Consider the following 23,402-nt stretch of genomic DNA (forward strand, 5'->3'; position numbering starts at 1 on the left):
GTGTAACACTTATTCCTACTTAATAAAACAGAAAAAGCAGCAATCACTCATTTTTGTAAGAGTAATTGCCACTTTTCTTTTCCCGTTTTTCAAAGTGGAAATAAACTTTTCACTTCAGTCATCTTTATACGCTCTGTCATCCTTATGCGCTCTGCTCGTCCTCCAGCCTCCACCTGGACAGCACCCTGCCGAACTGTTTGGCGATGAGCCCCACCATGACTGCCGCTGCCACGGTCCCCTCCCGGACACCCTGGAGGCTGCCTGTGAAGACGAGAGACAGCAGGATGGCGGTAAGGACGAGAGTTACATCAAAGCACACCTTCATGTAGCCGAACCTGAGGGAGGGGACAGCCCTGCAGATGGCCAGCACCACCCCTTCCCCGGCCAGTACCACCACGCCGGCTTTCACCTCCAGGCTGACACCGGCTGCCACAAGCAGGATGCCTGCAAGGCAGACGAGCCACTGCTGCCAGTATGTGTGGCACGAGATCCCCTGCACGGCCCACACGCCGAAATCCGTCAGATAGCCGAAGAAAAAGGCTACCGGGAGCTGCATGAGCTGGATGGGATGATAGTTTTTCCGAAGGATCAGGATCTGCAGGAGGATGAAGACGCAGTGCATGGCAATGGTGGCTGTCCCCACAGTCAGAGGAGAAAAAAGGCTCAACACATAGGGAACGCTGGATATGGGAGAAGTGCCGAGGCTTGCCTTGATGGAAAAGGCCACGCCGAAGGACATGATGGTCAGGCCCGCAAAAAGGAGCAGATAGCGCTTTAGAATGTAAGTAGTCAGTTTGTTCAATACGGTCATTCCTTTCTGAAAATGTGGCATCACCGAGGGATGCCGAAATGTCTGTCAGAGGAAAGAGGGACTCTTGATTTACCTGCTGACTTCTCTATTATAACATTTTCGGGAGAAACTGTACCTGCCTATATGGCCGCAAGGCTGCGATTTTTAAAAGAAAAGTGCAACAAACAAAAATGAAAACAATAATTATCAGATAAATAATTGACTAATGCAAGAAAAGGAACTACAATTATAGAAAAGATACGAAGGGAGGCGGAAGCTATGACGAGAGAAATTCTTTTGATCATTCTTTTTGCGGCAGCGCTGGTGGCAGTGTGCTGGATGCTCATGGAATACTGGCTTGGCACAAGAGGATTTGGGATGAACGGAGAGATCGGAAGACTCCGTTTTGGAAGCAGGACTGCCTTTGCTCTCGCTCAGTTCTGGAAGCGAGTGGACGAGGCGAAGGATATCCCCGATGAACCGCTGAAGCGGGAAATGGGGTTGGCTGACAACGGTCTTCCGTCCGGAGAAAAATAAGGAGTGAAGGAGTGACGCTGTTATGACAGAAGAACTGATCCATGAACTGAAGCATGTAAAAAACGCACTTGTAAATAAGGAGATGAAAGGGGAAGCCTGGGAGGAAAAGCAGCAGATGATCCGCAAGCTGGAGGACGTCACCAGCTACCTGAAGGACGCCCTGGGACAGGGAATTGAATTCTGACGGGTGCCGGGAGCCTGGGAAGTACAGAGGCGCTGGTGCTTGACATGGACGGACTTCTGTCCGACTCGGAGGCAAGGGAATGAGAGGATAAGAAAAAGCATGGACGGAGGCAAAAAGGCCGCTTCCTGTCCATGCTTTTATCGTCTGTCAGAAGACCAGGGCTCTGTCTCCCGCTCTCTTAGTTGAAATCCGGAACCTTTGAGAGGGCGGCTGCGTCAGCCACCAGAGTCACATCGTTGTGCATCTGGAGGATGGAGGCAGGGACGGCGGGAGTGACCGGGCCGAAGAAGGCATCCCTCACGATGTCAGCCTTGCCCTCGCCGTTTACGACCAGGAGGATCTTCCTTGCCTGCATGATGGTCTTGATACCCATTGTGTATGCCTGGCGGGGGACATCGTCTGCGGAGGCGAAGAACCGTTTGTTTGCCTCGATGGTGCTCTCCTGGAGGTCTACACAGTGGGTCTCCTTCTCAAAGGCCTCACCCGGTTCGTTGAATCCGATGTGCCCGTTGTGTCCCAGGCCCAGAAGCTGCAGGTCCACGCCGCCCAGAGACTGGATCAGCCTCTCATAGCGGGCGCACTCCCTGGCGCTGTCGGGCTCTGTGCCGTCCGGGAGATGTGTGTTTTCCGGGAGGATATTTACATGGTCGAAAAGATTGTGGTGCATGAAATAGTAGTAGCTCTGGTCATTGTCTTTTGTGAGCCCTTTGTACTCGTCCAGGTTCACTGTGGTGACTGCGGAGAAATCCAGGTCTCCCTTCCTGTACCAGTCCACCAGCTGCTCGTATGTACCGATGGGGGTGGAGCCTGTGGCAAGACCCAGCACGCAGTCAGGCTTCATGATGATCTGGGCGGAAATGATATTTGCCGCCTTGCGGCTCATGTCGCGGTAGTCTGTAGCTCTGTAGATTTTCATATGGATAACCTCCTCAAAAATATTTTATATAGATGTAGATCAGGCTTTTTCAGACAAGGACAGCCTCTGCAAAGTATTCCGGCATGTGGAAGGAAGGCACCGGGGAGGTGATGGGGGCGTAGGCCGCATAGTGCTCGATGTCCGCTGCCTCGGATATCTTGTAGAAGTTGCAGTAAAAGGTGCTTCCCTTTTCCAGCTTCACAGGCCCGTATATGCGCTCCAGCACAGAAAGCGGGATGTGGAAGGAAGCGCTCCAGCGGTCCTCCTCGATGACGGCCCTGGCCTGGAACTGCTCGGCCTCCTCTCTGGAAAAAAAGGACCGGTAGGTCCGGGAGGGACCGTAGCCGGCGAGAAGGGCGCCGTTTGCGTTGATCTCAAAATTCAGATAGGTGCCGGAGGCGTCCTCTTTCTGGGGAAACAGAAGGAAGGCCTCCATGGCGCTGTCCTGGTAGACCGGGTCCAGGTAGGACTGATAGGTTCTCCTTGGATCCTTTTCCTCGCATACCATGCGCACATAAAATCCATCCCCCGGCACAAACCCGATATAGAAGCAGGTGCGGGGAATGGAGGAGGTGCCCCACAGAAGATGAGTGATCTCGAAGGGGGCGACAGTATTCAGTTCTTCTTTGTCTTTTAATATCTTTACATTCATCATGTCTCCAATGTAGCAGACAAAGGAGAGAAAAACAACAGCTTCAAAAAGAAAAATATGAAAGTGCAAAAAAAACAATTTATTGTGCTATAATCATGTCCTTTTCTTCCTGAACGATCCCTGGCGGCTCGCCTTAAGCCTCCCATCTGCCGGAGGCGCCGCAGGGGAGAAAGAGCCCTGAGGCCGTCACAGGAAGAGCAATCTCCTGGGACTGTACATGCCCGCCAAAGGACTTCAGCTCCGTGCTCAGCATGTAGGTGAGCACAGCCGGGGCCAGCCCTGTGGTGTAGGAGTTTACCAGGAAAAAGAGGGGATTGTCTGACAGGACCTTTGTGCACAGCTTGATAATGGGGTGGATGGACTCCTCGATCTTCCAGATCTCTCCTTTTGGTCCCCTGCCGTAGGAGGGCGGGTCCATGATGATGGCGTCGTAGTGGTTACCCCTGCGTATCTCCCTCTCCACGAACTTGGTGCAGTCGTCCACCAGCCACCGTATGGGCGCGTCCTTCAGCCCGGAGGAGACAGCGTTCTCCCGTGCCCAGGTGACCATGCCCTTGGAGGCGTCCACGTGGGTCACGGAGGCCCCGGCCGCAGCGGCAGCCAGTGTGGCGCCCCCTGTATAGGCGAAGAGGTTCAGCACCTTGACAGGGCGTCCGGCCTGCCGTATCTTTTCGGAAAACCAGTCCCAGTTGGCTGCCTGCTCCGGGAAGAGGCCTGTGTGCTTAAAGCTGAAGGGCTTCAGGTTAAAGGTCAGGCTTTTGTAACGGATGGTCCACTGGGAGGGGAGGTCAAAGAACTCCCACTCCCCGCCTCCCTTTTTGCTGCGGTGGTAGTGGGCGTTGCATTTTCGCCAGCCCTTCAGTGTCTTTGGAGTGTCCCAGATGACCTGAGGGTCCGGGCGGATCAGGAGATAGTCGCCCCAGCGCTCCAGCTTTTCTCCTCCGCTGCAGTCCAGCACCTCGTAATCCTTCCAGTTGTCAGCTATCCACATATATCTCAACCTCGCTTCTTCATTATTGATCCTATCTCGCTAACAATAGCTCGCTGTGCGGAGAATTATAGCATACCTTTCACATGCCTTCAATTCCAATGGGAATATGTTTCTGAAATTTGTGGAATATTACGGATATGACCTTTACCTTTTGCACTATCAGTGATAGAATGTTTCTATAAGTGAGCGGAAAGCCCGCGGAAGAAAGGTGGAATACAGTATGATCACAGTCAATGCAATGGGAGATAAATGCCCGGTACCGGTCATCAAGACAAAGAAGGCTATGCAGGCCCTGACAGGCCCGGAGACTATCGAGGTCCTGGTAGACAATGAGATTTCCGTACAGAATGTGACAAAGATGGCTTCCTCAAGCGGCGGAAAGGTGACCTCCGAGAAGCTGGGGGAGGGCGAGTACAAGGTGACGATCCAGATGGAGGGAGCTCCGGCGGCAGCGGATGCAGCCGGGGAGACAGCCTGCATCCCGGATGCGAGAGGCAACATGATCGTCGTCATGGCGTCAGACCGGATGGGAGAGGGAAATGACGAGCTTGGAAAAGTTCTGGCAAAAAGCTTTATTTTTGCGGTGACACAGCTTGAGGAACTGCCTAAGACCATGTTATTCTATAACGGCGGCGCCACGCTCACCTGCGAGGGCTCGGACTGTCTCGAGGACCTGAAATCCCTGGAGGCCCAGGGTGTGGAGATCCAGACATGCGGCACATGCCTGGACTACTACGGACTGAAGGAGAAACTGGCAGTCGGATCTGTGACAAACATGTACAGCATCGTGGAGACGATGGCCGGCGCTGCGAAGATCCTGCGCCCATAGACGGGACGGGAGAGCGAAGGAGGATATTTTTATTATGAAATCAGATGTCAGACTGACCACCCTCAGCAAGACAGCGGGATGAGCGGCCAAAATAGGTCCGGAGACCCTTGCTCAGGTTCTGAGCAAGCTGCCGAAATTCCAAGACGACAATCTGATCGTCGGCATTGAGACGTCCGACGACGCAGCTATCTATAAGGTAACAGACGACATAGCCATGATCCAGACCGTGGACTTTTTTACTCCTATCGTGGATGACCCATACATGTTTGGCCAGATCGCGGCGGCCAATTCCCTGAGTGATGTGTGGGCTATGGGCGGTGAGCCGGCGGTGGCCCTGAACATCGTCGGATTCCCGAACTGCCTTGACCCCGCCATCCTGGGAGATATCCTGGCGGGAGGAGCTGACAAGGTGAAGGAGGCCGGAGCTGTCCTGGTGGGCGGGCATTCCGTACAGGACGATGAGCCCAAGTACGGCCTGTGCGTGTCCGGCTTCGTGCATCCGCAGAGGATATTTAAGAACTACGGGTGCAGGCCGGGGGATGTGCTGGTGCTCACCAAGCAGATCGGGAGCGGTATCATCAACACGGCCGTGAAAGCGGAGATGGCGTCTCCCTCCGCTATACGGGAGACCCAGACTGTGATGGCGTCTCTGAACAAAAAGGCAAAGAAGGTGGCGGAGAGATACCACGTATCAGCCTGCACGGATATCACAGGGTTCGGGCTTCTCGGGCACTGTGTGGAGATGGCAGAGGCCAGTGAGGTGACATTTGAGCTGCGCGTCCGCGACATCGCCTACATGGAGGACGCTATAGACTATGCGAAGATGGGCCTTGTGCCCGCCGGGGCATACAAGAACAGAGGCTACTCCATGAACAAGGTAGAGACCGGAGGCGTGGAGGAGCACTATATCGATCTTCTGTACGACCCGCAGACATCAGGAGGCCTGCTCCTATCTGTGGCGCCGGAGGAGCTGGAGAGTGTGATGCGCGACTTTGAACATGCGCATATGGATACAAAGGTATCCGTGATCGGGAAGGTGGGGCCGAAAAGCGACAAGCTGATCGTCCTCTCCTGACGGTCATATCCAACAGGATGCGAGGAAGGGAATATGGATAAAAGTAAGTTATACCGCAGCATACCCAAGGTGGATGTTCTGCTGGCGGATGAGGAAATACAGGGGCTGATCGGCGCCTACAGCCGGGATACGGTCATGGAGGCGATACGGACGGAGACAGATGCCCTGCGGGCCTTTATCGGGGCCTGCCGGGATGAGGAGGAGGCCCGGGCCAAGACAGAGCGGCTGAAGGCCGATATTGAGGAGCGTGTCAAAGCCATCAATACACCCAATATGAGAAAGGTGATCAACGGTACAGGGACGATCCTGCACACCAATCTGGGCCGGGCCCCTATTTCCGGGGAGCATTTGAAAAAGGCCGCAGACATTGTGAGCGGGTACTCCAATCTGGAATACAACCTGGAGGCAGGGAAGAGAGGGGAGAGATACTCCCATTTTGAGCAGCTTCTGTGCCGGCTCACGGGGGCCGAGGCAGCTATGGCCGTAAACAATAACGCGGCGGCCGTCATGCTCATCCTGAGCTCTCTGGCCAAGGGCGGAGAGGTGGTGGTCTCCAGGGGCGAGCTGGTGGAGATCGGAGGGAAATTCCGTATTCCCGATGTGATGGAGCAGAGCGGCGCCACCCTGGTGGAGGTGGGGACTACGAACAAGACCCACCTCTCAGACTACGAGGAGGCGGTGACAGAGGAGACCAGTGCCCTCCTCAAGGTCCACACGAGCAACTACCGGATCGTCGGATTTACAGAGACCGTGGAGATTGATGAGCTCATCCCGCTGGCCAGGGAGAAGGATATCCCTGTCATCGAGGATCTGGGAAGCGGCGTGCTCATCGACCTTTCCAGATACGGACTTACATACGAGCCCACGGTGCGCAGCTCCATAGAAAAGGGCGCGGACGTGGTCTGTTTCAGCGGGGACAAGCTCCTTGGCGGCCCTCAGGCCGGCATCATCGTGGGGAAGAAGAAATACATCGATATGATGAAGAAAAACCAGCTCACCAGGGCGCTGCGGATCGACAAGTTCACGGCCGCGGCTCTGGAGCTGGTACTCCATGAGTACCTGTCAGAGGAGAAGGCTGTCCGCAATGTGCCGGTCCTTAAGATGATCACACAGCCTGCCCATGAGGTGAAGAGGGCGGCAGACTCCTTTGCGCGGAGACTGAGAAGGCTGCATCTGGCCGCGGGGATAGAGGTGGTCCCCTGCCAGTCCCAGATCGGCGGCGGCTCTCTGCCCCTGGAGAGACTGGACAGCTGGGGGGTGGCCATCTCACCTGAAAGGATCACCGTACCCGAGCTGGAGGAGCGGATGCGCCGCCTGCCGGTGCCCATCATCCCCAGGGTGGTCAATGATACCATACTCATGGACATGCGGACCGTGACAGTGAAGGACGCGGTCCTGGCAGCCCGGGAGCTTGGCGGGCTTGAGGAACTGGAGGTGCCGGAACAGTGAAACATATTATCATCGGAACAGCGGGCCACATCGACCACGGCAAGACCACACTCATAAAAGCCCTCACCGGGAGAAACACGGACCGGTGGGAGGAGGAGCAGCGCCGGGGGATCACCATTGACCTTGGCTTCACCTGGTTTGACCTGCCCGGGGGAGACCGGGCGGGCATCATCGACGTGCCCGGCCATGAGAAGTTCATCAACAACATGGTGGCCGGCGTGGTGGGCATGGACCTGGTTCTCCTTGTGGTGGCTGCGGACGAGGGCATCATGCCCCAGACCCGGGAGCACATGGACATCCTGAATCTGCTGGGTATTGAGAAGAGTATCATCGTCCTGAACAAATGCGACCTGGTGGAGGAGGACTGGCTGGAGCTCGTGGAGGAAGAAATAAAAGAAGAGCTGTCAGGCACCTTCCTGGAGAAGGCGCCGGTAGTGCGGGTTTCCGCTGCGACCGGAGAGGGCCTGCCCTATCTGGTGGAGGTGATCCAGAGGATGGCGGAGGAAGAGGTGGAGGAGAAGGATACGGACACCATTCCCCGCCTGCCTGTCGACAGAGCCTTTTCCCTCCAGGGCTTTGGGACCATCATCACGGGAACTCTCCTCAGCGGGACTATCACCAGGGAAGATACACTGGAGATGTATCCCATCGGAAGGACCAGCAAGATACGGAGCATACAGGTCCATGGAGAGGATGTGGACAAATGCTTTGCCGGACAGAGGGTGGCGGTCAACCTTTCCAATATCAAAAAGAGGGAGATCAAGAGGGGCTGCGTACTGGCACCCCCGGACAGCATGAAAAATACGGACCTTCTGGACGTAAAGATGCGCATCCTGGACTCCTCCATGCGGGTGCTGACCAACCATGCGCGCCTCCATCTCTTCACCGGCACAAGCGAGATCCTCTGCCGCGCGGTCCTGCTGGACCGAGAGGAGATCGGGCCGGGAGAGGACGGATACGTGCAGCTTCGGCTGGAGGAGGAGATTGCCGTAAAGAAGGGGGACAAATTCGTTGTCCGTTTCTATTCGCCTATGGAGACTATCGGAGGCGGCGTGATCCTGGAACCCAATCCGGCTGTCCATCGGCGCTTCCAGCAGCAGGTCATCGAGGACCTGGAGAGGAAGGAGTCCGGCTCTACGGCGGATGTAGTGGAGATGCACGTGCGCTCCCACGGGGAAACCATGATCACCCTGGCGGAGCTGTCCAAGCTGACAGCCCTCACCGCAGATGAGGTTACCCGGGATGTGGAGGAGCTGGAAAAGGAGGGGACTGTCCTGGTATTTCCCATGAGGAAAGACACCTATGTGTGGCACAGGCAGGCCGCGGCTCGTGCCAGAGAGCGGATCCTGGGAGACCTTGCGGATTACGAGAAGAAATATCCCTACCGCTACGGTATGAAGAAAGCGCAGATCCACACGGCGCTTTTCCCGAAGATAAAGCCCAACGTATTCGACCTGTACATCAGCCGGCTGGAGGATGAGCAGGCTGTCAGGAGAGTGGAGGAATTCCTCTGCACGCCGGACTATCAGGTCCGCAAAGACAGTCTCTACCAGCAGGTGTCCGGAGCTCTCCTGGAGGCTATGGAGAAGGCCGGGTTTGACTTTGTGCGGTACGGAGAGATACCTGTAAAGGGAGTGAGCCAGGAGGTGGAGGACGATATCCTGAATATCCTTCTGGAGGAAAAGCAGGTCGTGAAGGTGACAGAGGAGATGTACACCCTGTCATCCTACATGGAGCAGGCAAAAGAGAAAATACGGGAAAAACTGAAGGAGGAGCCTGTGATCACCATCGCCCAGGTCCGCGACATGTTCCACACAAGCAGGAAGAGCGCCAAGCCGATCCTGGAGTACATGGACACTGTCAAGGTCACAAGGAAGACGGGCGCGGAAAGTGAAAGGGTAGCATACTGATGAATTTAAAACAATTGGAGGCGTTTGTGGAGGTGGCGCAGTCCGGCAGCTTCTCGAAAGCGGCGAAGAAGCTGTTCCTGACCCAGCCTACTATCAGCGCCCACATCGCCTCCCTGGAAAAAGAACTGGATACAAGGGTTTTCGTGCGGAACACAAAAGAGGTGGACCTCTCCCCTGAGGGGAAGAAGCTGTACACCTACGCGCGCCAGATCCTGGATCTGACAGAAAAGATAAAAGAAGAGTTCGGCAGACACGAGGAGGAGGCAAAGTGTGTCACGATCGCAGCCTCCACCATTCCCGCGCAGTATCTTCTCCCCGATATCCTGACCAGATTTAACGAGAAACATCCCGGCGAACAGCTCAGGATCCTGGAGTCGGACAGCGCCCAGGTGGCGGAGCAGGTGGCGGAGGGGTCTGTGGACATAGGATTCACCGGGACTGTGCTGGAGAAAAAATTCTGCAAGTACATTCCCTTCTATAAGGACCAGCTTGTGGTCATCACCCCGAACACGGAGAAATACCAGGAGTACAAGAGGATGGGCGGCGATATCTCCTGGATACAGGAAGAGAGCGTCATCATGCGGGAGGAGGGGTCCGGCACCCGCAAGGAGGCGGAAAAGCAGCTTCGCCACCTGGGGATACGGACGGAGCGTCTGCGCATCATCGCCAGCATCGCCAACCAGGAGACCATAAAGAAATCGGTCACCCAGGGCATGGGCATCTCCATACTGTCCAGGCTGGCGGCCAAGAACGAGGTGGAGAGCGGCCGGGTGCTGGAGTTCCCCATTCCCGAGGCGGACGAGGGAAGGGACCTGAACCTTGTGTACAACAAGAACCATCCTCTGACCAGGTCAGCACAGCGGTTTATAAAGACGGTGAAGGAGATCTACGACATTAAATAAGTTTCTGGAGCAAACTTTGGTCAACATAGCAAATTACGTAAAAAAGGGCCTCGCACTGGTTTTTGTGCGGGGCCCTGACATGTCAGGAAGCTATTCAGAATATTTTTTCTTTGCTGTAACAGCTGTTCCCAGTGAAGCAAGCAAAGCAATGAACAGCCAGCAGATAACTATGTGGGTGTCACCTGTCCGGGGAACGGTTTGGGCATCAGCAGTATCGGTGCCGCCGGAGGATGCCGGAGTCCCAGGCGTCTGGCCTGTATTACTTTCAGAAGAGCTCTCCCCTCGGATGACGGCCGTGAATGTTCTGCCGGGCTTTCTATCTGTGGAAGATGGTCGCTGCTCAGTTCAGTAATAGAGAGCATTTCATCCTCTGTGATGACTGAGTCGTATGCTTTTCCCAGCGTGTCGCAGATGACCTGGCGCAGATGCGTGTCGGGGATAAAAATTTCGCTGTCTCCTGCTTTGGCGTCCATAGCGCCAGTTACTGACATTCCTGCTGATAAGGCGGCTGCGATTAATAATAGTAGCTTTTTCTTCATATTTCCGCCATTCCTACTCCCCTTATCCCTCATGTTTCAAGATTAACTATACAAGAGAAAAAAGAGGGGTGTCCAATTGGTAATTTTGATAAAATATCATAGTGATAGAAAAATACAATAAATAAGGCGGCGTATTATGTCCTGCGATCGGAATGGAAGGCTACAGGGCGTTTCCCTGCGGAGAGCGATATTGAGGCAGTAGGGCTGTGTGATTTATAGAAAATACAAATAAGTAAAATCCATATATTGATTTTAACGATTAGACGTAAAGACATAAGGGGAAGTATACTAAGAAGGAAGCCAGAAGACAGATTGGGGGAATGAAAATGATCTATCTGGATAATGCGGCAACGACGATGCAGAAGCCGGAGGAAGTGATCCGGGCGGTGGTGACAGCCATGCAGTCCATGGGAAACGCCGGCAGGGGAGCCCACTCGGCTTCTCTGGAAGCATCGAGGACTATATATGACACGAGAGAGAAGCTCTGTCACTTTTTTGGGGGGAAGGACCCCCGCCAGCTGGTTTTCACCAGCAATTCCACCGAGAGTCTGAACACAGCTATCAAGGGAGTCCTGGATCCCGGAGACCATGTGATCACCACTATGCTGGAGCACAATTCCGTGCTGAGGCCTCTGTATGAGATGGAGGAGAAGGGCGTCCGCCTGACCATCGTGGAAAGCGATAAAAAGGGATGCATTGAGTATGATGATATTGAGAAAGCCATCTGTCCGGAGACGAAGGCCATTGTATGTACGCATGGGTCCAACCTGACAGGCAATCTGGTGGACATTGAGAGAGTAGGGGAGATCGCCTCGGGGCACGGCCTGCTCTTTATTGTGGACGCCTCCCAGACGGCAGGCGTGTTTCCTATCGATGTGGAGAAGATGCACATAGACATCCTCTGCTTTACAGGCCACAAGGGCCTCCTTGGCCCCCAGGGGACAGGTGGCATGTACGTGAGGGAGGGCGTCAAAGTACGGCCTTTAAAGAGCGGCGGCAGTGGCGTTCAGACCTACAGCAGGACCCATCCCTCCCAGATGCCGACAGCTCTGGAGGCGGGTACCATGAACGGACACGGCATAGCGGGACTCCACGCGGCCGTGGAGTATATCGAGCGGACCGGCATGGACAAGATCCGCAAAAGAGAGCAGGAATGCATGTGGGATTTCTACCATGGAGTAAAAGATATTCCCGGCATTACTGTGTACGGAGATTTTTCCGGAGGGGAGAGATGTCCCATTGTCTCCCTCAATATCGGTGACTATGACTCCTCAGAAGTTGGCGATGAACTTCTTACAGAATATGGAATTTCCACAAGACCCGGAGCCCACTGTGCGCCTCTGATGCACCAGGCCCTGGGAACGGTGGAGCAGGGGGCGGTAAGGTTCAGCTTTTCCCACTACACCACGGATGAGGAGGTAGAGACGGCCATAAGAGCCGTCCGGGAGCTTGCGCGGGATGAGGAATAGCAGTTCCCGCAGGCTTTTGGTGAATTTGTTTTCTTGAGTGAAGGAGAGTAAAAGGAGGAAGTACAAATGAATTTTAACTTGTCAGACTCAAAGAAAAAACTTGCGCTGGCAGGGGTGGTATGTGGACTTGTAGCTGCAGCTCTCGCATACTTCGGAAACCCGGCCAATATGGCGATCTGTATCGCCTGCTTTGTCCGCGATACAGCGGGAGCACTGGGCATGCACCAGGCAGATACAGTACAGTATGCCCGCCCTGAGATCATAGGCATCGTTCTCGGCGCCTTCGCGATCTCAGTAGCTACCAGGGAGTATCGTTCCACGGCCGGGTCTTCACCCATGATCCGCTTTATCCTGGGAATGGTCATCATGATCGGTTCCCTGGTATTCCTGGGATGCCCGCTTCGTATGGTGATCCGTATGTCCGCAGGCGACCTGAATGCCTGGGTGGCCCTGATCGGCTTTATCCTGGGCGTTGCCACGGGGGCCTTTGCCCTGAAACAGGGCTTCAGCCTTGGACGGGCTCATGAAGCCCAGAAGTCCAGCGGCGTGGTGCTGCCGGCCATCATGGTGGGCATCCTGCTGCTTGCTCTGTGTACCACGCTTCTCAAGTCCAGCGAGGCAGGACCGGGAAGCATGCACGCGCCCATCATCATCTCCCTCATCGGCGGCCTGATCTTCGGCGCATTTGCCCAGAAATCAAGAATGTGCTTCGCGGGCAGCATCCGAGACGTGGTCCTGATGAAGAACTTTGACCTTCTCACTGTGATCGCGGGCCTTTTTGTTGTCATGCTGATCTACAATATCGCCACAGGAAACTTCAAGCCTGGATTTGACACACCGGGTATCATCGCCCACTCCGAGCACCTGTGGAACATCCTGGGCATGTATGCGGTGGGCTTTGCGGCCGTGCTTGCAGGTGGATGCCCGCTGCGCCAGCTTGTCCTTGCGGGCCAGGGATCCTCAGACTCCGCTGTGACGGTGCTGGGCCTGTTCTTTGGCGCTGCTCTGTGCCATAACCTTGGACTTGCTTCCAGCGGAACAGCTCTCAACGCAGAGACGGGAGAGGTAGTCGCAGGAGCGGCTACACCTGCCGGAAAGGTGGCGGTGATCATCTGTATCATTGTATGCTTTGTCATCGCGTTCACAAATAAAAGAGAGAGTGCAAAATAGTTTCAAATATGTTATTCTAGGAAAGAAGGTAAAATAATATGAAGGAAGTAGATGCAAGAGGTCTTTCCTGCCCGGAGCCTTTGATGCTGACCGCACAGGCCCTGAAGAATGCAGACGGCCCGGTAAAGGTGCTCGTCAGTGAGCCTCACCAGAAGATGAACGTGGAAAAATATGCAAAAGACCACGGGAAGAAGGCAGTGTCAACAGAGAAAGACGGTTGCTTTGAAGTAGTGATCGAGTAATGAGAAAAAAAGAATTAAAGCTGGTAGTAACATTTCACACAACAGCAGACGCTATGGCTATGGAGAAGACGTGCAAGGAAAAAAATGCCCCCGGCCGTCTGATCCCCGTGCCCAGGGCGATATCCGCAGGCTGCGGGCTTGCGTGGTGTGCGGCCCTGGAGGAGCGGGAAGCTCTCCTCATGGTGATGGAGGAGGCGGGGATAGAGAATGAAGCCCTCCACGAGTGCATGGTGTGACAGCAGAGGGAACACCGGCTGAGAGAAAATGAAGAGAGACTGCGCGAGGCGAAGCCCGGCAGTCTCTCTTTTTTTGATGGAGCGCAGTCCGCTTCCCGGCCTGTCAGAGGCCCTTGCAGAAGGTGTCCAGGACGTGGGGGAGCAGCTTGTCGCTCTTCTCTGTCAGGGAGAATTTCCCCTTGAACAGGGACCAGTCGTACAAAAGTGCCCTCTCGTACATGGCGTAGACATCCATCAGCTCGGTGGCGGTGGATGTGGGAGCGAACTCCCCGCGATCCAGCCCCTCCTGGATAAGCTGGGTGACCCACTGGAAATAAAATCTCTTCTTGTCAGAGAGGGATTTCTTGTCCTTGGTGACCAGCTGGGAGGAGTACAGGTATGCCAGCAGGTGGAGGTCCACGCTGCTCTCGATCATGAAAAAGAGCTCGTGGTTCAGGTAGAGCAGCTTGTCGTAAACAGTCATCTCCGGATCCATGGACACAGAGAGCTCTTCGTACTTCTGGTCAAACAGATTGGAGAGAGTGTTCAGGAGTGCTTCCTTCCCCTTGAAATAGTGATAAAAGGTTCCTTTGGAGGTCTTGGAAGCGTTGATGATGTCTTCCACGGTCGTGTTGTCGTAGCCGTTCTTGTAAAAGAGGTTCCACGCTGCCTTTACGATCCGGCTCTTGGTGGACTGCCGTTTCTTTGCCATGTTCTCATCCCTTTCTGAAAGCGGTTAAAGCAAAAGGAGAGCGGTCCTCACCGCTCTCCCTGATTATCCTGATATAAAGAATATCCTCGATATCCCCCGGCTCGGCCTTGTTTAGCCAACCTGGAAGCCGTATTTCAGCGGATCTTCCGGATCGATCAGGTATGTAGCGACACCTGTCAGATATGCGCTTCCTGTGATCATCGGGATAACTGCATCATAGTCAGCAACCTTTGTTGTCTCTTTGATCACGCCCTTGAAGAGGCTTCCCATGAAGCTTTCATAACGGAATTCCTCGCCAACCTTGATCTCTCCCCAGTGATGGAGAGTAGCCAGCTTCGCGCTTGTACCTGTTCCGCAGGGTGAACGGTCAGCCATGGCATCGCCGAAGATAACAACGTTTCTTAAGTCAGCCTTGTCCGGATTCGGAGTCGGTCCGTAGAACTCAACAAGATCAACTGTGTCGATGTCAAGCAGCGGATGCTTTACAGGGATTTCCTTGTTGATGACATCCAGCATCTTCATACCAAGCTCTGTGTAAGCCGGAACGGTCTTTCCGTTGATTTCTCCGATATCAAGCTGTGAGGTGTCGACCAGGGCGAAGAAGCTTCCGCCGAAGGAGATGGTGAAGCTGATCTCTTTTCCGTCGATCGTCACTTTCTGGTTCTCTTTGTAAACAAATGCGGGAACGTTTGTCAGAGTAACGCTCTCAACCTTGCCGTTCTTTACCATGGCCTTTGTGCGGATCAGTCCGGCAGGAGCTTCGAGTACCACGTCGTTCTCGCCCTCGTGGGACTCAACGAAGCCAGCCTCAACAGCTACTGTGACAGCACCGATCGTGCAGTGTCCGCACATGTTCAGGTATCCGCCTGTATCCATGAACATAACGCCAAAGGAAGCCTCTGGGTCAACCGGCTTGCACAGGAAAGCACCAAACATATCGTGATGCCCTCTTGGCTCGAACATCAGAGCAGTACGTACCTGGTCATAGTTCTTCTCCATCCATTTTTTCTTCTCGATCATTGTGTTGCCTTCCGGCTCCGGGAATCCGCCATAAACAACACGGCAGAACTCGCCTTCGGTGTGGGCGTCTACAACCTGCAGAGCAGCCTCAAAGCGGTCGAAGTTAACGTTAGCTTTTAACTCCATAATTACTACCTCCTTAGAATAAGAAAAATAAATGTTTCCTCATAGATAAAATCTATAAGTTTTTTATAAAAACATTTCAGAAACCCCCATGTTTCCTCCATGTCTTATACGAAAAACAGCAGCAAATCGTTGGAAAATTAACGATTAGACCGTATTCTAGTCCCTTGTCTAGTATGCCGTTCACCTTTATATTAACTATTATGGGGGAAATGCCTTGAAAAGTCAATGATTTTTTGTTAATATAAAAGTGTTCAGAAAAGGCTTGAATTCTGAAAAAACCTGTGCTATTGTTAATGAGCATGAGATATAAATACGGGGGTAGATGGGTGACTGGTGTGCCTCCTAGTCTTCAAAACTAGTGTGGGGCGTTAAGAGCGTCCCGGGTGGGTTCGATTCCCACATGCCTCCGCCAGAAAACACCTGATTTCTGTTAAAAAAGTAGCAGAAAGAATTTATAGATAAAATTTATAAAAACTGACCGGAAAGTCTTCTTTTGATTGGTCGAGTGAAGGTTCGATGGGATAAGTAAATGGAAACGGCCGGACCGTATCTGTTTTTGCTTAGATAAAAAAGAAGAAAAGGAGAAGAGTGTCATGGGAAATGTACAGATCTTACTGCGCCAGCATGTGGGCGCACCGTGCGCGGCTATCGTGAAAGCCGGCGATGCAGTGGAAAAAGGCACACTGATCGCCACACCGACTGGACTTGGGGCAAATATTTTTTCCAGTGTTTACGGTGTGGTAGAGGAAGTGACAGATGATCGCATCATCATCAAACCAGACGAAGAACAGAAAGAAGAATTCGTTCCTATCAAAGAGGGGACAAAGCTCGAGATGGTAAAGGAAGCAGGAATCGTTGGAATGGGCGGCGCCGGTTTCCCGACAGGCATTAAGCTGAACATCAACCTTGCTGAGACTCCCATGGGTGAGATGGATCCGGAGATCAACCCGGAGCTGCCAGAAGGATTCAAGCTGGAGCACAGCTACATCCTGATCAATGCGGCAGAGTGCGAGCCCGGACTGGAGCACAACATCCAGCAGCTCGAGGAGCAGACGGATAAAGTAATCCGTGGTGTGAAATATTGTATGGAGATCACACATGCCGACAAAGCAATCTTTGCTATTAAGAAGAAACATCACAAAGCCATCAAGATCCTGGATGCAGCTCTGAAGAGCGAGCCGGACATCTCCATGCACATGATGGCAGATATCTATCCGATGGGCGAGGAGCGTGCCGTAGTAAGAGAGTGCCTTGGCGTGAACCTTACAACAACACAGCTTCCGTCAGCAGCAAGATCCGTGGTTGTAAACCTGGAGACAGTTGCAAAAGTAGCAGAAGCTATCGATGAGAGAAAACCATGCATCACAAAGAATGTAACCGTTCGCGGTAAACTGGTGGGCGGTAATGAAGCACACGTATTCATGGATGTTCCGGTTGGTGTAAGCGTTGGAGAGCTGATCGAGAAGGCTGGCGGTATTGACGGCGAGTACGGCGAGATCATCATGGGAGGAGCTTTCACAGGAAAATCTACAGAACTGGATGCTCCTATCACAAAGACTACCGGCGGTATCCTTGTGACAATGGAATTCCCGGATCTTCACGGCGCAAAGACAGGACTTCTTGTCTGTGCCTGCGGCGGAAGCGAGGAGCGTATGCGTGAGATCGCTTCCAAGATGAATGCCAATGTCATATCTGTATGCAGATGCAAACAGGCTATCGAGAACAAGCCGGGTGCTCCGCTGAAATGCTTAAGACCTGGTAACTGTCCCGGACAGGTTAAGAACAACATGCAGTTTAAGAAAGACGGATGCGAGTACATCATCATCGGTAACTGCTCTGACTGCTCCAACACAGTTATGGCTTCCGGTCCGAAGATGGGACTGAAAGTTTTCCACCAGACAGACCATGTGATGAGGACCATTGGACATCCTCTTTACAGAACACTGAAGATCTCGAAAGAGGTAAGCCAGGACATCGACTTCTAGGATGACCTGGAGAGCTACGGTATTTCTGTCGCAGATAAAGCCTGCGGGAGACACCCCGATACTCCCGCAGGAGAGAAAAGTGAGAGGTATTTTCTCTTTGTCGGCGGCTGAAAATATACACCCTTACCCGTGCAAAGCGCGGGTAAATAACAGCCGGGTATCCCGCAAGAGATACCTGCAGGCAACAAAACAAGGAGGGAAAAAATATGTCAATCACAGCTGAAACAGCTAAAGCACATGCGCATGATCCTGCAGTACTTTGTTGTAGAGCCGAAGGCGGCATTACAATCGAGCCAGCTAATCTGGAAGATCCGGCAATCTTTGACGATCTTGTAGATTCAGGATTACTGAACCTTGATGGATGCCTTACCATCGAGGAAGTATTAGGCGCAAAACTGAAAGAGACCTGCGACTCTCTTTGCCCGCTTACTGCTGACAAAGTAGAGGGAGCAAAGGCTCCGAGCGCACCGGAAGCAGAGGAAGCTCCGGCAGAGGAAGAGGCACCTGCAGCAGCACCGGTTGCGGCAGCACCGACAGCAGCAGGCGGAGTTCTGAAGATCCACATCGGAGAGGGCAAGGACATCAACCTTGAGATCCCGGTTGGAGCTCTTGGAAACGGCGGCGCAGCAGTTGCAGAGGTTCCGGCAGGAGCAGTTGCGGCAGACGCGGCAGCACCGGCAGCAGAGGCTGGCGAGGAGAAGGTTGTAGGAACCTTAACAAGAAAGCACTTCAAGATCACAGAGGTTAAGAGAGGACCTGAGACAAAGATCGAGGGAACAACTCTTTACATCCGTGAGGGAATCGAGCAGGAAGTAATCGACAACCAGGAGCTGGTTAAAGATTTCCACCTGGAGATCATCACTCCTGACAAATATCACACATATTCCGAGACTATCATGGACGTACAGCCCATCGCTACAAAAGAGGGCGACGCTGACCTCGGTACAGGTGTGACAAGAGTTCTGGACGGCGTTGTTATGATGCTGACAGGTACAGATGAAGGCGGAGTTCAGATCGGTGAGTTCGGTTCTTCTGAGGGATACCTTGACGAGAACATCATGTGGGGACGTCCGAGCTGCCCGGATAAAGGCGAGATCTTCATCAAGGGTAACATCGTGATCCAGGAGAAGACAAACATGGAGCGTCGTGGACCTATGGCTGCCCACACAGCTTTTGATGTCATCACACAGGAAATCCGCGAGGTTATGAAAGAGCTTGATGACAGCCTTGTTGCTGAGACTCAGGAACTGAAACAGGTTCGTCGTCCTGGCAAGAAGAAAGTCGTTATCGTAAAAGAGATCATGGGACAGGGAGCTATGCACGACAACTTCATCCTTCCGGTAGAGCCGGTTGGTATCCTTGGTGCAAGGGCTAACGTTGACTTAGGAAACGTTCCTGTATGCGTATCTCCGCTTGAGGTCCTTGATGGATGTATCCACGCTCTGACATGTATCGGACCTGCATCCAAAGAGATGTCCAGACATTACTGGAGAGAGCCTCTCGTTCTTGAGGCCCTTCATGATCCGGAGGTTGACCTTTGCGGCGTTGTATTCGTAGGAAGCCCGCAGATCAATGCAGAGAAGTTCTATGTATCCAAACGTGTAGGCCACACAGTAGAGATGATGGACGTTGACGGAGCATTCGTTACAACAGAAGGCTTTGGAAACAACCACATCGACTTCGCAAGCCATATCGAGCAGATCGGTATGAGAGGTGTTCCGGTTGTAGGAATGTCCTACTGTGCAGTACAGGGCGCTCTCGTTGTTGGTAACAAGTACATGACATACATGGTTGACAACAACAAGTCTGAGTCCGGTATCGAGAACGAGGTTCTCGGATGCAACACTCTGTGTGAAGAGGATGCTATCCGTGCACTGGCTATGCTGAAGACAGCTATGGCAGGCGAGGAAGTAAAGGCTGCTGAGAAGAAGTGGAACCCGAACGTTAAGTCTACAAACGTAGAGCTGATCGAGGCTGCTTATGGCAAGAAGGTTGATCTTGTTGAGAACGAGCAGTCCCTGCCGATGAGCCAGAAGCGTAAGGAAAAATACGACTAATCAGAGGCGGTTGCATGAACAACGAACGTTTGCACTATGGCGACAGGATCATTTACATGGAAGGCGTTGTCGTGGATGTTGACGACTGCAGCATCAGCGTGGACCTGAAAGGACGTCTTGGTTTCTTCAAGGCTCCAAAGAGGATGTTCATATGCGACACAGAGCCGAAGGTGGGACAGGAGGTCGGATGGAACATGAGCTTTCCGGAGCAGCTTGGCCCAGAGGTAAATGAGAAATATGTCAGCAATATAGAAAAAGAAAGACGCAATCAGGAAAAGATGCGTGAGCAAATGGAAAATAAGGAGGTTTCAAAATGAGTTTAACGGTTGTTAAAGGTTTACAATCTGAAATTTTTGTTCCGATTACACCTCCTCCGGTATGGGCGCCTGTAACAAAAGAGCTGAAAGACATGTCTATCGCTCTTGCAACAGCTGCTGGTGTTCATAAGAAATCACAGGAGAGATTCAATCTTGCCGGCGACTTCACATGGAGAAAGATCGAGAACACAACACCATCCAGCGATCTGATGGTATCCCACGGTGGATATGACAACAGTGATGTCAATAAGGACATCAACTGTATGTTCCCCATCGACAGAATTCATGAGCTTGCTGCAGAGGGCTTCATCAGAGCATGTGCTCCTGTACACGCAGGTTTCATGGGCGGCGGCGGAAACCAGGAGAAGTTCAAACATGAGACTGGTCCGGCCATCGCAAAGATGTTTACAGAAGAGGATGTTGACGCAGTAATCCTCACCGCTGGCTGAGGTACCTGCCACCGCTCTGCAGTACTGGTGCAGAGAGCGATTGAAGAGGCTGGAATTCCTACGATCATTATTGCAGCCCTTCCTCCGGTTGTACGTCAGACCGGAACTCCTCGTGCGGTAGCTCCGTTAGTACCTATGGGTGCTAATGCGGGTGGTCCTCACAACGTAGAACAGCAGACACAGATCGTAAAGGCTACTCTGGAGCAGTTAGAGAAGATCTCCACACCTGGAACGATCGTACCGCTGCCGTATGAATACGTTGCTAAGATCTAATATCTGAAATATTGGATTGAGCGTCAGACAGGATTTTAAGGGCAGATGTATGTTGCATCTGCCCTTTTTGTAAAAAAAGCAGGATAAAAAAATAACAATATCATGGAGGTGGTAAAATGGCAGAGCAGGTAAAAGATCTGCGCCGTCTTGTGATCAAGGCCTTCCACATGACAGATGTGGAGTGGGGAGAGCACAACGACATCAATGTAGACGGACATATGACTGTCAGCAAAGAGATGCTGGATAAGCTCGTGGAGGAAGAAAAAGACTACATAGAGAAGATTGACATCCAGATCATTAAGCCAGGCGACCATGACCGCTGGACAAACACGATCATGGACATCATCCCGATATCCACTAAGGTCCTTGGAAAGATAGGGGAGGGCATTACACATACCATCACAGGAGTATACGTGATCCTTACAGGTGTGGATACTGTAGGAAAGCAGTGCCATGAGTTTGGGTCCTCGGAGGGTAATCTGAAGGAGCAGCTCGTCCTCAACAGAGCAGGAACACCTGGAGACGACGATTACATCATATCCTTTGACGTCACCCTGAAGGAGGGCATGGGACAGGAGAGGCCAGGCCCGACAGCAGCTCACAGGGCCTGCGATAAGTTTATCCAGACATATCGCGAGAAGCTGAAGAAATTCAAGGGCGAAAAATGCACAGAGCGCCACGAGTATCACGATATCGTGAGACCTGGCAAGAAGAGAGTACTTATTGTAAAACAGGTGGCTGGACAGGGCGCTATGTACGATACGCATCTGTTTGCGAAAGAGCCATCAGGTGTGGAAGGCGGACGTTCCATCATAGATATGGGCAATATGCCGATCCTTGTGACGCCCAATGAATACAGAGACGGAATTATCCGTTCCATGCAGTAGGAGGTGAACAGTATGGGTATCGGACCATCAACAAAAGAAACATCACTTCATCATTTCAGAGACCCTCTTCTGGATGTGGTTTCTCAGGACACAGATGTGGATCTGATGGGTATCGTTATTGTGGGAACACCGGATGACAACGTAGACAAAATGCTCGTTGGGACTCGTACAGCTGTGTGGGCTGAGGCCATGCGTGCGGACGGCGTGATCATCTCATCGGACGGCTGGGGAAACAGTGACGTGGACTTTACGAACACCTGTGAGCAGCTCGGGACGAGAGGGATAGCCGTGACAGGCCTGAATTTCAGCGGTACTGTGGCCCAGTTTGTTGTCACGAACAATTATCTTGACGGCATCATAGATATAAACAAGAGCGCGGACGGCACAGAGACCAATGTTGTCGGGGAAAACAACGTTGTGGAGCTGGATTGCAAGAAGGCCCTGGCTCTTCTGAAGCTGAAGATGAGAAAGGCGGAGCAGGAGAGATAGGACAGGAAAAAAAGCTGTAAAGAAAAAGCACGACATCTGCTCATGTCGTGCCCTTTCTTCTTGGTATGTCATTGAGAGGTTTTTCCTCGTTGCAATGCAGTTTGTATGTATATATACAAAGCTGGGGAAAAGTATCTCCTTGACGGAGAAAAGTATATATAAATTGTAGTTCACCAATGCAGGACTGCCCTTGGGGAAAGCGGTCGGCATCAGATCAACTGCAACTGCAACCTTTATTAAGATTGGGTTAACTATAGCACAAGATGGCCCGGGTGTCAAGACACCTGGAGAAGGTGGGGAAAAGTTGTATGTTTATACAAATAAAGTGTATTGCCGGATGCTGAATTTGTATAAATTTAATAAAGTGACGTATTATCACTTTATCAGACAAAAGCGACGGCAGACCGCACTTTCTGTAGGCATATGCCCGGAGATGTGGTATAATATCCACGAGACGGCAATCCTGTCGAAACGAAAGGGAGGAATGGAGAAATTGGAAGAAGTGAAAATGGAGCAGCAGACGGCGGCCGATCCGCGGAAGAACCGGTATGTGGTGGACATCCGGCGGGACAAGGCCATGATGATGAAATATATCAAATTCTATAACCGGGTGAAACACCCGCGTGTCACCTTCAACCTGGTTATGACAGGCATCCTGCTGGCGCTTGTGCCGACTCTGGTAAAGAATATGGCGCTGCCCGGCGTGATCGTCTGCTACGGCGTGGGCGCCCTGCTCGTTGCGACGGGACTGTTCCGGCAGTATCTGGCGCTTGGCACGATGAGAGGGGACCCGGCGGTGAAGGAAAACGAGGAGCTCACCTACCTGTTCGGCAATACAGGCGTGCGGGTGCGGCAGAACGGGTCTGTGGACAATATGGGTTACTACAAGACGATCTACCGGATCTGGGAGGATGAAAAGACATACTACGTAGGTATGAACGAGGATGATCTGCTGATCCTGCCGAAGGCAAACTTTACCGAAGGTGAGGAGAGGGACTTTAAGGAGTTTATCCTTGAGAAGAGCGGCGCGGATTACCGCTGGCTGCCTGTGGGGCTCTGGAACCGGTTTAAGAACTTTGGAATGCAGATACGCGGCCACATCACGCGGATGCGGATCGAGGCGCAGGAGAGAGAAAAAGAAAGAAGATAAGAAAAAGGTTCTGTGTGGGATGACCACGCAGAACCTTTTTTTCTCTCATTATGAAGTTTTTATGAGT

Annotated in this window: 24 protein-coding genes, 1 tRNA gene and 1 pseudogene; 19 read left to right on the forward strand and 7 right to left on the reverse strand. The window is 52.6% G+C overall.

Annotation, left to right across the window (positions count from 1 at the left end; genetic code table 11):
• Positions 1-142 precede the first annotated feature (142 nt).
• The gene (locus B5E62_RS08315; protein WP_330398071.1) at positions 143-802 is read right to left on the reverse strand and encodes a YczE/YyaS/YitT family protein; all 660 of its coding nucleotides are present in this window, start codon (positions 800-802) and stop codon (positions 143-145) included.
• A gap of 267 nt (positions 803-1,069) precedes the next feature.
• On the opposite strand from B5E62_RS08315, the gene B5E62_RS08320 reads away from it, so the two are divergent.
• Both B5E62_RS08320 and B5E62_RS17065 read left to right on the forward strand, forming a co-directional pair.
• Positions 1,070-1,327, forward strand: a complete 258-nt coding sequence (locus tag B5E62_RS08320) for a hypothetical protein (RefSeq protein WP_087174157.1) — start codon at positions 1,070-1,072, stop codon at positions 1,325-1,327.
• Positions 1,328-1,349: 22 nt separating this feature from the next.
• Positions 1,350-1,511 (forward strand): hypothetical protein, encoded by a 162-nt coding sequence (locus tag B5E62_RS17065; protein WP_164488607.1) that lies wholly within the window; start codon positions 1,350-1,352, stop codon positions 1,509-1,511.
• 178 nt (positions 1,512-1,689) lie between these two features.
• Here the strand turns inward: B5E62_RS17065 and nagB are convergent, their stop codons facing one another.
• From nagB to B5E62_RS08335, 3 genes are all read right to left on the reverse strand, one after another.
• Positions 1,690-2,427, reverse strand: coding sequence for a glucosamine-6-phosphate deaminase (nagB, locus tag B5E62_RS08325; protein WP_087174158.1), 738 nt, complete (start codon positions 2,425-2,427; stop codon positions 1,690-1,692).
• Between the two features lie 49 nt (positions 2,428-2,476).
• Positions 2,477-3,079 carry a carbohydrate-binding family 9-like protein gene (locus tag B5E62_RS08330; protein ID WP_087174285.1) on the reverse strand — a complete coding sequence of 201 codons (603 nt, stop codon included), beginning with the start codon at positions 3,077-3,079 and terminating at the stop codon, positions 2,477-2,479.
• Positions 3,080-3,212: 133 nt separating this feature from the next.
• Positions 3,213-4,070 (reverse strand): class I SAM-dependent methyltransferase, encoded by an 858-nt coding sequence (locus B5E62_RS08335; RefSeq protein WP_087174159.1) that lies wholly within the window; start codon positions 4,068-4,070, stop codon positions 3,213-3,215.
• A gap of 220 nt (positions 4,071-4,290) precedes the next feature.
• On the opposite strand from B5E62_RS08335, the gene yedF reads away from it, so the two are divergent.
• Genes yedF through B5E62_RS08360 form a run of 5 tightly spaced genes read left to right on the forward strand, consistent with a single transcriptional unit; the run spans position 4,291 to position 10,235 of the window.
• Complete coding sequence (yedF, locus tag B5E62_RS08340) at positions 4,291-4,899, forward strand: sulfurtransferase-like selenium metabolism protein YedF (protein WP_087174160.1); 609 nt, start codon at positions 4,291-4,293, stop codon at positions 4,897-4,899.
• Positions 4,900-4,933: 34 nt separating this feature from the next.
• Entirely contained in the window at positions 4,934-5,974 is a 1,041-nt protein-coding gene (selD, locus tag B5E62_RS08345) for a selenide, water dikinase SelD (protein ID WP_087174161.1), read from the forward strand.
• A gap of 33 nt (positions 5,975-6,007) precedes the next feature.
• The gene (selA, locus tag B5E62_RS08350) at positions 6,008-7,423 is read left to right on the forward strand and encodes an L-seryl-tRNA(Sec) selenium transferase (RefSeq protein WP_087174162.1); all 1,416 of its coding nucleotides are present in this window, start codon (positions 6,008-6,010) and stop codon (positions 7,421-7,423) included.
• Entirely contained in the window at positions 7,420-9,333 is a 1,914-nt protein-coding gene (gene selB / locus B5E62_RS08355; protein WP_087174163.1) for a selenocysteine-specific translation elongation factor, read from the forward strand. Before selA ends, selB begins: the two co-directional genes overlap by 4 nt.
• Positions 9,333-10,235, forward strand: coding sequence for a selenium metabolism-associated LysR family transcriptional regulator (locus B5E62_RS08360; RefSeq protein WP_087174164.1), 903 nt, complete (start codon positions 9,333-9,335; stop codon positions 10,233-10,235). Before selB ends, B5E62_RS08360 begins: the two co-directional genes overlap by 1 nt.
• A gap of 167 nt (positions 10,236-10,402) precedes the next feature.
• On the opposite strand, the gene B5E62_RS08365 is transcribed toward B5E62_RS08360, so the two are convergent.
• Entirely contained in the window at positions 10,403-10,708 is a 306-nt protein-coding gene (locus B5E62_RS08365; RefSeq protein WP_143468829.1) for a hypothetical protein, read from the reverse strand.
• A gap of 368 nt (positions 10,709-11,076) precedes the next feature.
• On the opposite strand from B5E62_RS08365, the pseudogene B5E62_RS08370 reads away from it, so the two are divergent.
• The 4 genes and pseudogenes from B5E62_RS08370 to B5E62_RS08385 all read left to right on the forward strand — a co-directional run.
• Positions 11,077-12,243 (forward strand): annotated as a pseudogene (locus tag B5E62_RS08370) (aminotransferase class V-fold PLP-dependent enzyme); the annotation flags it as partial.
• Between the two features lie 66 nt (positions 12,244-12,309).
• Positions 12,310-13,413 carry a YedE family putative selenium transporter gene (yedE, locus tag B5E62_RS08375; RefSeq protein WP_087174167.1) on the forward strand — a complete coding sequence of 368 codons (1,104 nt, stop codon included), beginning with the start codon at positions 12,310-12,312 and terminating at the stop codon, positions 13,411-13,413.
• Between the two features lie 38 nt (positions 13,414-13,451).
• Positions 13,452-13,655 (forward strand): sulfurtransferase TusA family protein, encoded by a 204-nt coding sequence (locus tag B5E62_RS08380; protein WP_087174168.1) that lies wholly within the window; start codon positions 13,452-13,454, stop codon positions 13,653-13,655.
• Positions 13,655-13,891, forward strand: coding sequence for a DUF3343 domain-containing protein (locus B5E62_RS08385; RefSeq protein ID WP_087174169.1), 237 nt, complete (start codon positions 13,655-13,657; stop codon positions 13,889-13,891). Before B5E62_RS08380 ends, B5E62_RS08385 begins: the two co-directional genes overlap by 1 nt.
• Positions 13,892-13,994: 103 nt before the next feature.
• Here the strand turns inward: B5E62_RS08385 and B5E62_RS08390 are convergent, their stop codons facing one another.
• Both B5E62_RS08390 and B5E62_RS08395 read right to left on the reverse strand, forming a co-directional pair.
• Positions 13,995-14,582 carry a TetR/AcrR family transcriptional regulator gene (locus B5E62_RS08390; RefSeq protein WP_087174170.1) on the reverse strand — a complete coding sequence of 196 codons (588 nt, stop codon included), beginning with the start codon at positions 14,580-14,582 and terminating at the stop codon, positions 13,995-13,997.
• Positions 14,583-14,693: 111 nt separating this feature from the next.
• Positions 14,694-15,728, reverse strand: a complete 1,035-nt coding sequence (locus B5E62_RS08395; protein ID WP_087174171.1) for a proline racemase family protein — start codon at positions 15,726-15,728, stop codon at positions 14,694-14,696.
• 314 nt (positions 15,729-16,042) lie between these two features.
• On the opposite strand from B5E62_RS08395, the gene B5E62_RS08400 reads away from it, so the two are divergent.
• The 8 genes from B5E62_RS08400 (at position 16,043) to B5E62_RS08435 (ending at position 23,335) form a co-directional block, all read left to right on the forward strand.
• Positions 16,043-16,140, forward strand: a tRNA-Sec gene (locus tag B5E62_RS08400).
• 181 nt (positions 16,141-16,321) lie between these two features.
• A complete protein-coding gene (prdC, locus tag B5E62_RS08405; protein ID WP_087174172.1) occupies positions 16,322-17,713 on the forward strand; it encodes a proline reductase-associated electron transfer protein PrdC in 1,392 nt (463 codons plus the stop codon).
• Positions 17,714-17,919: 206 nt separating this feature from the next.
• On the forward strand, positions 17,920-19,770 hold the full coding sequence (gene prdA, locus B5E62_RS08410) for a D-proline reductase (dithiol) proprotein PrdA (RefSeq protein WP_087174173.1): 1,851 nt from the start codon (positions 17,920-17,922) through the stop codon (positions 19,768-19,770).
• 14 nt (positions 19,771-19,784) lie between these two features.
• Entirely contained in the window at positions 19,785-20,087 is a 303-nt protein-coding gene (locus B5E62_RS08415; protein ID WP_087174174.1) for a CBO2463/CBO2479 domain-containing protein, read from the forward strand.
• Positions 20,084-20,809 carry a D-proline reductase (dithiol) protein PrdB gene (gene prdB / locus B5E62_RS08420; protein WP_087174175.1) on the forward strand — a complete coding sequence of 242 codons (726 nt, stop codon included), beginning with the start codon at positions 20,084-20,086 and terminating at the stop codon, positions 20,807-20,809. The genes B5E62_RS08415 and prdB overlap by 4 nt, the downstream gene beginning before the upstream one ends.
• A 116-nt stretch (positions 20,810-20,925) precedes the next feature.
• The gene (prdD, locus tag B5E62_RS08425; protein ID WP_087174176.1) at positions 20,926-21,696 is read left to right on the forward strand and encodes a proline reductase cluster protein PrdD; all 771 of its coding nucleotides are present in this window, start codon (positions 20,926-20,928) and stop codon (positions 21,694-21,696) included.
• Positions 21,697-21,708: 12 nt separating this feature from the next.
• Positions 21,709-22,185, forward strand: coding sequence for a glycine/sarcosine/betaine reductase component B subunit (locus B5E62_RS08430; RefSeq protein ID WP_033124768.1), 477 nt, complete (start codon positions 21,709-21,711; stop codon positions 22,183-22,185).
• Positions 22,186-22,618: 433 nt separating this feature from the next.
• Positions 22,619-23,335 carry a YcxB family protein gene (locus tag B5E62_RS08435; protein ID WP_162610285.1) on the forward strand — a complete coding sequence of 239 codons (717 nt, stop codon included), beginning with the start codon at positions 22,619-22,621 and terminating at the stop codon, positions 23,333-23,335.
• Positions 23,336-23,402: the final 67 nt, after the last annotated feature.

The organism is Lachnoclostridium sp. An118, from assembly GCF_002160985.1.
GTDB lineage: Bacteria > Bacillota > Clostridia > Lachnospirales > Lachnospiraceae > Claveliimonas > Claveliimonas stercoravium.